Annotated in this window: 14 protein-coding genes; 10 read left to right on the forward strand and 4 right to left on the reverse strand. The window is 34.6% G+C overall.

From position 1 onward, the window contains the following. Positions 1-167: 167 nt before the first annotated feature. The 4 genes from zipA to J3U56_RS10205 all read left to right on the forward strand — a co-directional run bounded on the left by zipA (position 168) and on the right by J3U56_RS10205 (position 4,144). The gene (gene zipA, locus J3U56_RS10190) at positions 168-1,091 is read left to right on the forward strand and encodes a cell division protein ZipA (protein ID WP_416380349.1); all 924 of its coding nucleotides are present in this window, start codon (positions 168-170) and stop codon (positions 1,089-1,091) included. Between the two features lie 188 nt (positions 1,092-1,279). Then, positions 1,280-3,358 carry an NAD-dependent DNA ligase LigA gene (ligA, locus tag J3U56_RS10195; protein WP_267367574.1) on the forward strand — a complete coding sequence of 693 codons (2,079 nt, stop codon included), beginning with the start codon at positions 1,280-1,282 and terminating at the stop codon, positions 3,356-3,358. A gap of 72 nt (positions 3,359-3,430) precedes the next feature. Next, entirely contained in the window at positions 3,431-3,946 is a 516-nt protein-coding gene (gene luxS / locus J3U56_RS10200; RefSeq protein WP_267333421.1) for an S-ribosylhomocysteine lyase, read from the forward strand. Between the two features lie 9 nt (positions 3,947-3,955). Continuing rightward, on the forward strand, positions 3,956-4,144 hold the full coding sequence (locus J3U56_RS10205) for a 2-hydroxymuconate tautomerase (RefSeq protein WP_065634899.1): 189 nt from the start codon (positions 3,956-3,958) through the stop codon (positions 4,142-4,144). A 169-nt stretch (positions 4,145-4,313) separates the two neighbouring features. Here the strand turns inward: J3U56_RS10205 and ribA are convergent, their stop codons facing one another. Next, entirely contained in the window at positions 4,314-4,916 is a 603-nt protein-coding gene (ribA, locus tag J3U56_RS10210) for a GTP cyclohydrolase II (RefSeq protein ID WP_267333465.1), read from the reverse strand. A gap of 346 nt (positions 4,917-5,262) precedes the next feature. Between ribA and J3U56_RS10215 the strand changes: the two genes are divergently transcribed. The 6 genes from J3U56_RS10215 (at position 5,263) to J3U56_RS10240 (ending at position 10,742) form a co-directional block, all read left to right on the forward strand. Beyond that, positions 5,263-5,733, forward strand: coding sequence for a phosphatase PAP2 family protein (locus J3U56_RS10215; RefSeq protein ID WP_267367576.1), 471 nt, complete (start codon positions 5,263-5,265; stop codon positions 5,731-5,733). 83 nt (positions 5,734-5,816) lie between these two features. After that, positions 5,817-6,128 carry a LapA family protein gene (locus J3U56_RS10220; RefSeq protein ID WP_267333419.1) on the forward strand — a complete coding sequence of 104 codons (312 nt, stop codon included), beginning with the start codon at positions 5,817-5,819 and terminating at the stop codon, positions 6,126-6,128. A 6-nt stretch (positions 6,129-6,134) separates the two neighbouring features. Further along, on the forward strand, positions 6,135-7,313 hold the full coding sequence (gene lapB / locus J3U56_RS10225) for a lipopolysaccharide assembly protein LapB (protein WP_267333418.1): 1,179 nt from the start codon (positions 6,135-6,137) through the stop codon (positions 7,311-7,313). A 10-nt stretch (positions 7,314-7,323) separates the two neighbouring features. After that, positions 7,324-8,109, forward strand: coding sequence for a YchF/TatD family DNA exonuclease (locus J3U56_RS10230; RefSeq protein WP_267333417.1), 786 nt, complete (start codon positions 7,324-7,326; stop codon positions 8,107-8,109). After that, positions 8,099-9,211: a cupin domain-containing protein gene (locus J3U56_RS10235; protein WP_267367579.1), complete on the forward strand. Its 1,113-nt coding sequence runs from the start codon at positions 8,099-8,101 to the stop codon at positions 9,209-9,211. The genes J3U56_RS10230 and J3U56_RS10235 overlap by 11 nt, the downstream gene beginning before the upstream one ends. A 289-nt stretch (positions 9,212-9,500) precedes the next feature. Next, complete coding sequence (locus J3U56_RS10240; protein WP_267367581.1) at positions 9,501-10,742, forward strand: MFS transporter; 1,242 nt, start codon at positions 9,501-9,503, stop codon at positions 10,740-10,742. A 59-nt stretch (positions 10,743-10,801) separates the two neighbouring features. Here J3U56_RS10240 and J3U56_RS10245 read toward each other — a convergent pair whose 3' ends face one another. The 3 genes from J3U56_RS10245 to J3U56_RS10255 all read right to left on the reverse strand — a co-directional run bounded on the left by J3U56_RS10245 (position 10,802) and on the right by J3U56_RS10255 (position 13,191). Beyond that, a complete protein-coding gene (locus J3U56_RS10245; protein WP_267333414.1) occupies positions 10,802-11,224 on the reverse strand; it encodes a hypothetical protein in 423 nt (140 codons plus the stop codon). Positions 11,225-11,625: 401 nt separating this feature from the next. Then, entirely contained in the window at positions 11,626-12,153 is a 528-nt protein-coding gene (locus J3U56_RS10250; RefSeq protein ID WP_267333413.1) for a hypothetical protein, read from the reverse strand. Positions 12,154-12,303: 150 nt separating this feature from the next. Beyond that, the gene (locus J3U56_RS10255) at positions 12,304-13,191 is read right to left on the reverse strand and encodes an SDR family oxidoreductase (protein WP_267343503.1); all 888 of its coding nucleotides are present in this window, start codon (positions 13,189-13,191) and stop codon (positions 12,304-12,306) included. Between the last annotated feature and the right edge of the window lie 162 nt (positions 13,192-13,353).

Consider the following 13,353-nt stretch of genomic DNA (forward strand, 5'->3'; position numbering starts at 1 on the left):
ATGTTATACTAATAAGTAAAACGGTAAACCTAGCTTTTCAAGTGATATTAATTTGTATTTACTAAGAATAACTAAAAAATTTACAGGTGTTATACTCCGTAATCATTTTTATTCAAAAATAGTTTTGAATAATTTGAGTCTATATTTAATTTAATTCTGAGATGGTTATTATGGATAATTTACGTATTGTTCTAATTGTTGTTGCGTCCTTGGTCATTATTGCATTATTGATTCATGGATTTTGGATCAATAAAAAGGAACGCTCTTCTTTATTTAATTCTGATAAAAGGAAGAAAAACCAGCAAAATGCTCAACAGTATGAAAATAGCTATATCGATGATATAGAAGAAGATGATGTGATATTAATCACACCTAAAAACAAAAAAAATAGTGAAAGTGTAGATAAAAACACACCGGATGAACTCGTTCAAGAAACCATGCCTAAGCAAGAGGATCTATTTGTTAACAATCATCATCAAGAACCAACAACACAAGATCCAGCTCCAAAAGAGCCAAACATAAGCATGAACCATGATCTATTTGACGATGAACCCTTAAAAACTGAAGCTAATGTATCGATAGAAAAAGCTGATGCTAAACGTGACGATAAAATTCAACCGGCTACCCCAAAAACAAAACCAGAAAAACTTAACATCAATAAAAATGATGAAGATAAAACCGAAATTATTATCTTAAACATTAAAGGCATCAACGGTAAGTTATTACAAGGCGATGTATTATTAGGCAGTATTATGCAATCAGGGTTTCAATTTGGTGATATGCGAATTTTCCATCGGCATGTTGACCCTGCAGGTAATGGCCCAATACTTTTTAGTTTGGCAAATATGGTCAATCCTGGCTATCTCGATCCTGAAACCATGCACGAATTTACAACGCCGGGCGTTTCAATTTTTATGGTTGCACCGACTCAAGGTAACAATCAACAAAACTTTAAACTGATGTTACAAACTGCCCAACGTATTGCTGATGATGTTAATGGTGTTGTGTTAGATGATGAACATCATATGCTGACACCACAAAAAATTGATAGTTACAAAGAACGCATCAAAAAAGCGTGTAACGAAATTTAACCCCAACGTCTTTTCAGTAATCATTCTTCACTACCACCGTCAATGTAATTTGATGGTGGTAATTAAAACTTCGAACAGCTTATAAAATTGGCTGTTTGGAAATAATAATTATCTTGTCTGACAAAATCAGAGTACTAGGAATGTGATAATCTTTTAACGCTCATGTATTAATTTAAGAGTCGAACACTATGCCATTATCAAATAAACCCGAAAATACTGCACACCAAACTATACCGAATGAAGACATCAAACAACAAATAGTATCATTACGTGCTTTAATTAGACATCACGAATACTGCTACTATGTTCTTGATACTCCTGAAGTCCCTGATGTGGAGTATGATAAATTATTCAAACAACTTCAGTCATTGGAACAGCAATATCCTTCGCTGATTACGCCTGACTCGCCTACCCAGCGAGTAGGCGGTAGTCCGTTAGCACAATTCTCAACAATTAGGCATCAAATACCAATGTTATCATTAGATAATGTATTTGATGAATCGAGTTTTCTTGCCTTCAATAAACGAATTAAAGATCGATTGAATTTACCAGAAAACCAGTCTGTTGAATATTGCTGTGAATTAAAACTTGATGGATTAGCAGTAAGTTTACTCTATGAAAAGGGTAAATTTGTACAAGCGGCAACACGCGGTGATGGTACTACAGGAGAAGATATCACAGCTAATGTTAAAACAATTAAAACGATTCCTTTAGTGTTAATTGGTGACAATATCCCTGAACGTTTAGAAGTTCGAGGTGAAGTGTTTATGACACATAAAGGATTTGAAAAACTCAATGCAGATTCGCAAAAACAGAATGAAAAACTATTTGCAAATCCTCGTAATGCCGCAGCTGGATCACTGCGACAATTAGATCCTAAAATTACCGCTAAAAGACCTTTAACCTTTTTTTGTTATGGAGTTGGTATTGTTGAAGGCGCGAGTTTACCCGATACCCATTATCAACGTTTGATGCAATTTAAGGCATGGGGATTACCGGTTAGTAATAAAGTTGAAATTCGCCAAGGTGCACAAGCCGCGCTAAATTATTTTAATCAAGTTGGTCAAGAAAGAATGTCACTTGGGTTTGACATCGATGGCGTTGTGATTAAGGTTAATAGTATTTCATTACAAAATGAGCTTGGCTTTGTAGCTAGAGCACCGCGTTGGGCAACAGCATTTAAGTTTCCGGCACAAGAAGAAGTGACGCAATTAAAAAAAGTTGACTTCCAAGTTGGAAGAACTGGTGCGATAACGCCAGTTGCAAGACTTGAACCAGTCTCGGTTGCCGGCGTTATTGTCAGTAATGCTACCCTTCACAACAACGATGAAATAATCAGATTAGACATTCGTGAAGGCGATTATGTTACAGTACGTAGAGCCGGAGATGTTATTCCCAAAATTGTCTCGGTAATACTAGATCGTAGACCAGCTGATAGTAAAGCAATTACCTTTCCAACCCATTGCCCAATTTGTGGCTCGTTAATTGTTCGAGATGAAGGACAAGCGATATCACGCTGTGCGGGTGGATTAATTTGTCCAGCTCAACGAAAAGAAGCGCTTAAACATTTTGTTTCACGCCGAGCGATGAACGTTGATGGTATGGGCGATCGACTCATTGAACAGCTTGTCGATAAAGATTATGTTAAAACACCTGTTGATCTCTATAAATTAACACTGCCAATGTTATGCTCTTTAGATAAAGTAGGCGAAAAATTGGCTAATAACTTATTAAATGCATTAGCCACATCTAAAAATACGACATTAAACCGTTTTATTTTTGCATTGGGCATTCCTAATGTGGGTGAAGTAACAGCTGAAAATTTAGTTAATCAATTAGGTGATTTAAAAGCGATTGAAAGTGCTTCACTCGAACAATTACAAACCGTCAATGATATTGGTGCAGTGATTGCCGAAAGTATTATTGATTTCTTTCAAGAACCGCATAATCGTGATGTAATAACGCAATTAACGAGCGATGAAATCGGTATTCATTGGCCTGCGGTTTCCCCACAATCTCCAATTAGTAACATCAATTCACCGTTTTTAGGTAAAACTGTGGTGCTAACAGGTACATTATCGAGTTTAACCCGTGATGAAGCAAAAGATAGATTAAAACAATTAGGCGCTAAAGTGGCGGGTAGCGTCTCTAAAAATACCGATATGGTTGTTGCTGGTGAATCTGCCGGTTCAAAATTAGACAAAGCCCAACAGCTGGGTATAACAATCATTGATGAGCAAGAGTTTATCCATTTACTTAATGAATAAATAACAAATATACTGGCATCTATTTCACTATTTATTGAAAATAGTGAAATAGCGAAAACTAAGGAGAATGTCATGCCATTATTAGATAGTTTTAAAGTCGATCATACTAAAATGAACGCACCTTTTGTCCGTATTGCTAAAACAATGAAAACCCCTAAAGGTGATGATATTAGTGTATTTGATCTTCGTTTTACTGTTCCCAATAAAGAGTTATTGCCAGAAAAAGGCATTCATACATTAGAACATCTATTTGCAGGATTTATGCGCGATCATCTTAATAGTGATAAAGTCGAAATTATTGATATCTCGCCAATGGGATGCCGAACCGGATTTTACATGAGCCTGATAGGTAAACCAGAAGAATCACGAGTGGTAGATGCATGGCTACAATCTATGCAAGATGTATTAAATGTTGAATCACAAAAACAGATTCCCGAATTGAATGAATATCAGTGTGGGACTTACAAAATGCACTCACTAGATGAAGCAAAAGCAATTGCACGTAAAATTATTCAGTCAGGAATTGGAATTTGCAATAATCATGATATTGCATTAACTGAAGAACAACTCGTAACAATCAATCAATAAGGAAATAATATGCCAAATGTTGTTATTGACTTTTTAGAAGGTCGCACTATAGAACAAAAAAGAGAAATGGCAAAACGTGTAACCAATGCTATCGCCGAAACACTAAATTGTAAGCCTGAAGCAGTACAAATTATTATGCACGAAATTTCAAAAGACCAAATTGCGAATGGTGGTGTTTTGCGGTGTGATAAAGATTAATTAAACTCAAGACTCAATTTATACTCAATCAAAAAATAAAAAGCGTTTGTCATAATTTATGGCATATCATGCACATTTCATTTAAAACCTTAAAAATCATTCTGTTTTTAAGGTTTATCTATTTTAAATCTTGGGCAACGTTTGTAATATTGAACATGATATAAAATACTTAGTGATTGCAATGAAGGTGAAGTAAATGCCCCATTTTACTGACTTTGGTTGCCAAATAGTGCTCATTATTAGGATTTTCACCCACTTCTAACGGCACCCTTTCAGTAATTTTTATGCCTGCTTGTTCAAGCACTCTTATTTTTTCTGGATTATTGGTTAATAGTCTAATATCAGATACACCAAGTAATGTTAGCATGTCTGCGCAAAGCGTAAAGTCACGTTCGTCAGCAGCAAACCCCAACTGCTCATTCGCTTCTACTGTATCTAGTCCTTGATCTTGCAGAGCGTAAGCGCGAATTTTATTAAGCAAACCAATATTGCGACCTTCTTGACGATGATAAAGTAAAATTCCCCGTCCTGCTTGTGCTATCTGTTTTAAAGCCGCCTCTAGCTGAAAACCACAATCACAACGTAAACTAAATAGCGCATCGCCAGTTAGGCACTCTGAATGAATTCTTGTTAATACCGGCTCTTTATTTGCAATATCACCCAAAACTAACGCCACATGATCCTTACCAGTTGCAATTTCTTCAAATCCCACAATAGTGAAACATTCCCATGGGGTTGGCAGTTTTGCTTGTGCAACAAGTTTTAATTGCATCATTATCTCCGTATTGAATAAAACTTAAATAGAATTTTTTAAAAAACTCTCTTCCATGCTAAAATATATAGCAATTTGTGCTTAATTGAGTTTTTAAATGGGGTTAATAATAAAAAAAACAATAGCCACGCTGGCTATTTTCTTAGTTATACCTTTAGTAATTATAGCTATAAATTGGCATTGGCAACCAGAATCATTAAATAATACATCCAAATTTTTTTTCGTCATAACAGAAACGGCAAGTTTTCCTTGGGCAATAATAACATCATTCGTTTTGTTTATCCTGTTTTGCTTATTATTAAACATTAAAACGACAAAAAAAATAGTATTAATTGGAATACTTCTTGTGGGTGCAATACTAACGGGGCAAATGATTAAAGCTGTTATCAAATCTCAAACGGCAGAATCTCGACCCTATGTATTATGGATGAATAAACAATATCAGTTAAGTGATGATAAATTCTATTCGTTGGCTAAATTAGAAAAAAAACAACTCATTGATCAGTTATTGACTAATTCCAACATGATCCCAACTTGGTTACGTCAACATTGGCAAAACGAAACAGGTTATTCATTTCCATCAGGACATACTTTATTTGCAGTAACATGGGCTTTTTTAGCAGTAACATTATTAGGCTTTAAACGCCATTATATTGTGGTCTATATGTTGATTATTTGGGCATTATTAATTGAAATTAGTCGATTATGTTTGGGTATGCACAGCCCAGTTGATCTGTTGTGTGGTGTTTTAGTTGCTTGGATCATTTCATTAATTTGCTATTTTTATGCACAAAAATATCATATAGTAGATAACTGATAATTAGCGTAAACCGTGTTGAAATAATATTTGAGAATAACGCTCATTTTAAATAACGTTAAAATAATAAAAAGGTTATTATTATGAAATTTATTATATCCATTCTATTGATAATTATTATTTTTGCCCTATCTATTTCGGTAGGCGCATTCAATGATGAAGTGGTAACATTTAACTATTTATTTGCTAAAACCGAATTAAGATTATCAGTTTTATTGGCGCTATTTTTTGGCTCTGGCTTTATTATTGGAATGATATTAACAGGAATTTTCTTTATTAAATTAAAACTACAACATTCTTCAACAAAACGTAAATTAAATAAATTACAAAAAAAATATGATGATAGTATAGCTGATCATCAAAAAGATAATTTAATTAAACCTCATCAAGAATAAAATATTATGTTTGAATTGTTATTTCTATTATTACCTATTGCTGCCGCTTACGGTTGGTATATGGGCGATAGAAATGCTAAACAAAAATATACAAATCAATCAAATCGACTATCTCGAGAATATGTAGATGGTCTTAACTTTCTTTTATCTAACCAAAAAGATAAAGCTGTCGATCTGTTCCTTGATATGCTTAAAGAAGATGAAGGCACGTTAGAAGCACATCTGACTTTAGGCAATTTATTTCGTTCTCGTGGCGAAGTAGATAGAGCGATACGAATCCATCAAGCATTAATGGAAAGTTCATCCCTCTCTTTTGAACAACGATTATTAGCCATTCAACAACTTGGACGTGATTATATGGTTGCAGGTCTTTATGACCGCGCTGAAGAGATGTTTTTACAACTCATTGATGAAGAAGATTTTCAACAACATGCGTTACAACAACTTATTTTTATTTATCAATCAACCAGTGAATGGATTAATGCAATTAATACTGCCACCAAGTTGGTTAAACTCGGCAATACAAAATACAAAACAGATATAGCTCAATTTTATTGTGAGTTAGCTTCGCTTGCTATCGCCAATGAAGACCTTGAAAAAGCGTATAGTTTATTACAAAAATCGGCAGCAGCCGATGCTAAGTGTGCTCGAACCTCACTGATGTTAGGACGCGTATTGATTGTGCAAAATAAAATTGAACAAGCAATTGAATCATTCAAACAGATACTTGAACAAGATAAAGCCTTTATCGGTGAAGCTTTACCTTTATTAAAAGAGTGTTATCTTAAATTAAATAAAGAAGACGAATTTCAGCAGTTTTTACAATTATGTGTTGATCAAGATTCAGGCAATGTCGCTGAACTCATGCTTGCCGATATCATTGAAAAAAAGAGAGGTCTTGATGCAGCCCAGAACTATATGTATCGAGAGTTATTAAAACACCCTAATTTAAAAGGGTTTTATCGTTTAATGGATTACCATGTTGCCGATGCCGAACAAGGTCGAGCAAAAGAGAGCCTATTATTGTTACGTAATATGGTAGGTGAACAAATAAAAATAGTACCAAATTACCGTTGTCAAAAATGTGGATTTACGGTTAATTCAATTTACTGGTTATGCCCTGGTTGTCGTTCATGGTCTACAATTAAACCTGTTCGTGATTTTGAACAGCATTCTGAAAAATAAAGAGTTTTTTATGTTTTTAATCGATTCGCACTGTCATTTAGATAGTTTAGACTTTAATACTAAGTCAATTGAGCAAGTACTACAAAAAGCAACTGAAAATGATGTTAAACACTGCTTAAGCGTAGCAACAACCTTATCTGGTTATGAATCAATGAAGCGCTTACTGACACCTTACACTAATCAATGTTCTTTTTCGTGTGGTATTCATCCCCTTAATCTTGATGACGAACCTTATGATGCTGACCGCTTCGAAAATTTGGCTAAAGAAGAGAATGTTGTCGCTTTAGGTGAAACAGGACTTGATTATTATTATCAGCAAGATAATCTAGAGCTTCAACAGCATAATTTTATTGAACATATACGTCTTGGAAGAAAGCTTAGCAAGCCAATCATCGTCCATACACGAAATGCCAGACAAGATACATTAACAATCTTAAAAGAACAGCACGTCCATTCAGGTGTGTTACATTGTTTCACCGAAGATATTGATACGGCAAAAAAACTATTAGACTTAGGTTTTTATATCTCTTTTTCAGGCATTATTACCTTTAAAAATGCCGAAGCATTAAGAGAAGTGGCAAAATTTGTGCCATTAGATCGTATTTTAATCGAAACTGATTCACCCTATTTAGCTCCAGTACCTTATCGTGGTAAAGAAAACCAACCTGCTTATGTGCGGGAAGTTGCGCAATATTTATCGGTTCTCAAAGGTATTTCTTTAGCGCAACTAGCACAGCAAACCACTTATAATTTTTGTCAATTATTCAATCTTCGAGGAAAGTTAAATGAAGTATAAATTAGCTATTGATTGGGACCATTTTCTAGCAAATTATTGGCAAAAAAAACCCGTTATTTTACGAAAAGCCTTTGCGGAGTTTGTCGATCCAATCACACCCGATGAACTTGCTGGACTCGCGATGGAAGAAGAGCTTGATAGCCGAATTGTGACGAATAAAAATGGAAAATGGGATGCTAAATTTGGTCCTTTTACGCATTACGATGATCTTGGTGAGGATCACTGGAGTTTATTAGTGCAAGCGGTAGATCATTGGCATGAACAGGCAGCAACGTTAGTTGAACCGTTTAAGTGTATTCCTCATTGGCAATTTGAAGATCTTATGATTTCTTATGCAACAAAAGGGGCTGGTGTTGGACCGCATATTGACAACTATGATGTTTTTATCATTCAAGGTATGGGATGTCGACGTTGGCAAGTTGGCGATCGTAATCCTAATTACAAACAGTTTAGTGCTCACAAAGCGCTATTACATGTAGAAGCTTATCAGCCGATTATTGATGAAGAAATCACCGCCGGTGATATTTTATATATTCCAATTGGCTTTCCACATAATGGTGTATCAATTGGCGAATCACTAAGTTATTCAGTTGGCTTTAGAACGCAAACTTCACAAGAATTATTAAGTGGTTTTGCTGATTATGTGATTGATAACTTACCAAATGGGATTTTTTATCAAGATCCAGACTTAAAATTACCAAGCGATCCTTATCGTATCGTGCCCTATGAGCTAGAAAAACTACAAGGGCAAATGATCGACCTCATCAAAAACCCAGACTTATTCAATGACTGGTTTGGTAAACACATCACAATACCTATGCATGATCTTAACATCATCCCGGCAGATCCCGCCTATGAGCTAGATGAATTTGAAGAAATTCTAAAATCTGGTGCCGAACTACATCGTGTACCGAGTATACGTATTGTAAAAATAGAGGATACGGCTTATATCAATGGTGAAAAAATACCCTTACCGATGGAAACCATCGACCTATTATGTGAAACCGATGTACTTTACTACGAACAATTACAAGATGAACAAACCCTAAATGTCATGTTAAAATTGGTCAATCTTGGTTACTGGTATTTTGACGAAGAGTAAATTTTGTTCAAAAACTATTGGCTAAAAAAAGCTACCCGAAAAAACTGCAAAATGGCGAAATTATCGGCTAATTTGTCTAAAAAATTAGATAGTTATAAAATTTAACCAAATAATTTCGCCTCAATAAAAATAAACAAAATAAAACCGACTAATTTCGGCTTTTCATTTGGATTTTTATTACTTTTAAGTATATACTTGCCCCGCTTTAAAATACCCGCCTGTTTAATGATGAATTACATCATAAATGCTTTTTATTAGTGAACGATCTTTTTAACAACTAGAGGTACACATGAATAATGAAACAATCCTAGTCAAGCAAGCCGAAAGTGAAAACCAGAAAATTACCCCATATCAAAAAAAGACGCTTTTCGCATCTACAGTTGGTTATGCTCTAGATGGTCTAGACATGATGATTTTAGGTGTTTGTTTTAGTCTCATCGCTGCGACCTATAATCTGACAAAAGCAGATCTGGGTACTTTAACCTCGGTCACGCTTTTAGGTGCGGTAATCGGTGGTATTTTATTCGGTATACTTGCTGACAAATATGGTCGGGTAAGGGTTTTTTCTTGGACTATTTTAATTTTCTCTTTATTTACTGGACTTTGTGCGCTCTCCCCTAATTACGAATGCTTTTTAATTTTTCGATTTCTAAGTGGGCTCGGTTTAGGTGGCGAATTTGGCATTGGCATGACACTTGTTTCAGAAAGTTGGCCTAAAAGCAAGCGCTCAAGAGCAACTTCTATTGTCGCATTAGGCTTTCAATTAGGTATTATTTTAGCAGCACTAACAGTTAACTTTATTGGTGAAGTTTATGGTTGGCGCTGGGCTTTTGCGATGGGAGTATTGCCTGCTTTATTTGTTGCTTGGACACGTAAAGGACTAAAGGAACCCGAAATTTGGCAAAATTTAAAAGATCAAAATAAAAATAAAATCGCAATTAACAAGTTATTTAATACACCAAAAACGACAGCCACTACTATTGGTTTAACCATAGCCTGCGCGGTACAGAATTTTGGCTTTTATGGACTGATGGTTTGGATGCCAAACATGATTGCAACTGAATTAAAATTACCGTTCAAAAACACTATGTTTTGGACCATCTCAACAACGATTGGGATGTCATTAGGGATTTTAATCTTTGGTTGGCTATGTGACAAATTTGGTCGGCGCCCTTCTTATATTGTTTTTTTACTGGTTTCTGCTATATCGATTTGGTTTTACTTTCACCAAACAGATATGGTGATTCTTATTATATTTGGTTCTGTAATTGGCTTTTTTGTCAATGGAATGATGGGCGGTTATGGCGCATTGCTTGCTGAACACTACCCAACAGATGCAAGATCAAGTGCCGAAAACATTATTTTCAATGTTGGACGGGGAATTGCTGGCATATCGCAAGTTTTGATTGCTTATTTAGCCACTGTTTATTCCATCAGTTATGCCTTAGCGTTACTTTCGACCGCTTATTTACTGTCTGCGGCTGCATTTATCTTTTTAATCCCCGAAACAAAAGGTAAGACATTAGAATAATACAAAAAAACAGGGCTACTGCCCTGTTTAAATAACTTAGCCGATTAATCAAAAAAATATTAATTAGTGTTACATGAAGCAGGGGTCAATGTTACGCTAAATATCTTTTCATCATTAATATAATAGCTATGAACGGCACCATTAGGAAATGCACCTCTAAACTCTTTAATTTGTTGATTATCCGAACAGTAAACCTTTTTCAAACTTTCAGTTGTCATTTTTTCGGTTTCAGGGATTTGCAATGAATCCTTAGATACATTAATGATATAGCGATAATTAATTACATCATTATCTTTAAAGATATCAACTAAGCTAGTTTTTGAATCAACTTTAGCTGGGAGTACTTTTTTTGCCTCACTAATAATTAAATCTTGTAATTTAGTGAGATCAGCTTTATCAGGCGCCTTTACCTTATTACTATTATCACAACCGAACAAAACAACACACATTAAAGCTATTGAAGTGATTTTTAAGAATTTCATATAATATATTCCTTAGTTATTATTTCGTTGATTATAAATTAGATAGTTTTACAAACGTATATAGCGCATTTTTTATATTATTACCACATAAATTTATGTACAGACAATAAAGTTATAGAATATTCTTCGCCAACACATAAAACTTGTAACACATTAATTGAAAAAAGCGACAAAGAAGGCTAAAACGCTAACAAGCTTTTACTCGTGATAGTTACCCCATCGATTCATCCATAAAAAATATAACTAATTTTTTGCTCATAGCCATTTTTTTAAAAATTAAAGCGTATTTTGTGCTTTTAAGCGATTTCTTCAATTCACTATTTAAATAAAAAGGGCTTTAATTCGCCCTTTTAACATAAAATTACCCATAATTTTACAATGGTTGTAAACCATTGAAAGCATTATTTATTATCGCAATCGCTTGGTTTTAACGTTAACGTTAATGCTTTATCGTTATTGATGTAATAATTATGAGTCTCCCCTTGAGTAAAAGCAGTTCTTATTGCGCTAATGCCAATATCTTTACCGCAATAGAAAGTTTTTAATTTAGCTAACATTGCGTTTTGATTAGTCTGAGCTTGTAATGCATCTTTAGTGAGGTTGTTTACCGAATATTTATAACTAATCATATTATCGTCTTTCGCAACATCGACTAAAGTGACATTTTGATCAATACCTGAAGGTAATTTTTGTTTTACTGCTTTAATAATAAGATCTTGAGCAAGATTATAATTACCGTCCTTTATTTGATTGAGAATATTTTCTGTTTCTAACTTCGTTTTATCGTATAAATCTTGGGCTTTGTCACCTACGGCAGAACTCGTGTCTACCACTTGTTGTTTAATATCATCCATCTTAGATTTTGAATCATCACAATTGACTAAAAATAACCCCATTATTGATAGAACGATTACTTTGTATGTTTTCATTGTAAAACCCTTTTAAATGTGGAGAATTGTTGAATATTTCTAATGCCTGAAAATAGCGGCATCTAAATAATTTATGTATATAAAACTCATTGATTAAACTTCAATTTTTAATGGTTGATAAATCAATCTGCTTATCATGGCAGTTATGGATTAATTAGTGTGATAACCACCTGTTACGCCATAAGTTTCGGCTGTAGTATAACTGGACTCTTCACTTGCTAAATGTACATACACGCCACACAGTTCAACAGGTTGACCAGCGCGTTGTAAAGGTGTTTGTTTACCAAATTCTGGAATCGCCTCACTTGGCTGCCCACCACAAATTTGTAATGGTGTCCAAACAGGGCCTGGGGCTACACAATTCACACGAATGCCTTTACTTGCCAATTGTTTAGCCAGTCCACGAGAAAAGGCAATAATAGCAGACTTGGTTGAAGCATAATCAAGAAGATTTCCACTCGGTTGGAATGCTTGAACTGATGATGTAGTAATGATTGTTGAGCCTGGTTTTAAATAATTTAACGCCGCTTTAACTACCCAAAATAATGAAAATACATTTATTTCAAAGGTTTTTACAATTTGCTCAGTGGTCAATTTCGCAATATCTTCGACTGCAGTTTGTTTGCCAGCAACCAATGTTAAGTTATCTAATCCACCAAGCTTATCATGCGCTTGTTTAACCAGTTTTTTACAAAAAGATTCATCACTTAAATCACCTGGAATCAATACCGCTTTGCGGCCAACAGATTCAATTACTTTAGCAACTTCCTCAGCATCCTTTTGTTCAAACGGAAGATAGTTTATTGCTACATCAGCGCCCTCTTTAGCATAAGCGATTGCCGCAGCACGACCTATGCCAGAATCCCCACCGGTTACTAACATTTTTCGACCAGCTAAACGTTGGTGCCCTTGGTAACTTTTTTCACCACAGTCTGGAATGGGTTTCATATCACATTGTAGCGCGGGCGCGGTTTGTTTTTGCTTTTGAAATTTTGTGTGGTGATATTTTGTTGTTGGATTATAAATTTGTTCACTCATCGTTTTTTCTCCTAAGTTAAATACGTTTTTTACAAATCAAAATAACTTTAATAAAATCATTAAGATAAAACAAAATACTATTTCGAAAAATTATGCAGTAAATAAATTAAATATATGTGATGGTAAAACTTACTATTTGTTTTTATATCATCACCCTCATGT

It is taken from the genome of Gilliamella sp. B2824, assembly GCF_026536245.1.
Lineage (GTDB): Bacteria > Pseudomonadota > Gammaproteobacteria > Enterobacterales > Orbaceae > Gilliamella.

Excerpts from the sequence above, each read along its gene's own strand:
- ligA (WP_267367574.1), top strand. The coding sequence starts at position 1,280 with ATGCCATTATCAAATAAACCCGAAAATACTGCACACCAAACTATACCG.
- luxS (WP_267333421.1), top strand. The coding sequence starts at position 3,431 with ATGCCATTATTAGATAGTTTTAAAGTCGATCATACTAAAATGAACGCA.
- J3U56_RS10205 (WP_065634899.1), top strand. The coding sequence starts at position 3,956 with ATGCCAAATGTTGTTATTGACTTTTTAGAAGGTCGCACTATAGAACAA.
- ribA (WP_267333465.1), bottom strand. The coding sequence starts at position 4,916 with ATGCAATTAAAACTTGTTGCACAAGCAAAACTGCCAACCCCATGGGAA.
- J3U56_RS10220 (WP_267333419.1), top strand. The coding sequence starts at position 5,817 with ATGAAATTTATTATATCCATTCTATTGATAATTATTATTTTTGCCCTA.
- lapB (WP_267333418.1), top strand. The coding sequence starts at position 6,135 with ATGTTTGAATTGTTATTTCTATTATTACCTATTGCTGCCGCTTACGGT.
- J3U56_RS10230 (WP_267333417.1), top strand. The coding sequence starts at position 7,324 with ATGTTTTTAATCGATTCGCACTGTCATTTAGATAGTTTAGACTTTAAT.
- J3U56_RS10235 (WP_267367579.1), top strand. The coding sequence starts at position 8,099 with ATGAAGTATAAATTAGCTATTGATTGGGACCATTTTCTAGCAAATTAT.
- J3U56_RS10240 (WP_267367581.1), top strand. The coding sequence starts at position 9,501 with ATGAATAATGAAACAATCCTAGTCAAGCAAGCCGAAAGTGAAAACCAG.
- J3U56_RS10245 (WP_267333414.1), bottom strand. The coding sequence starts at position 11,224 with ATGAAATTCTTAAAAATCACTTCAATAGCTTTAATGTGTGTTGTTTTG.
- J3U56_RS10250 (WP_267333413.1), bottom strand. The coding sequence starts at position 12,153 with ATGAAAACATACAAAGTAATCGTTCTATCAATAATGGGGTTATTTTTA.
- J3U56_RS10255 (WP_267343503.1), bottom strand. The coding sequence starts at position 13,191 with ATGAGTGAACAAATTTATAATCCAACAACAAAATATCACCACACAAAA.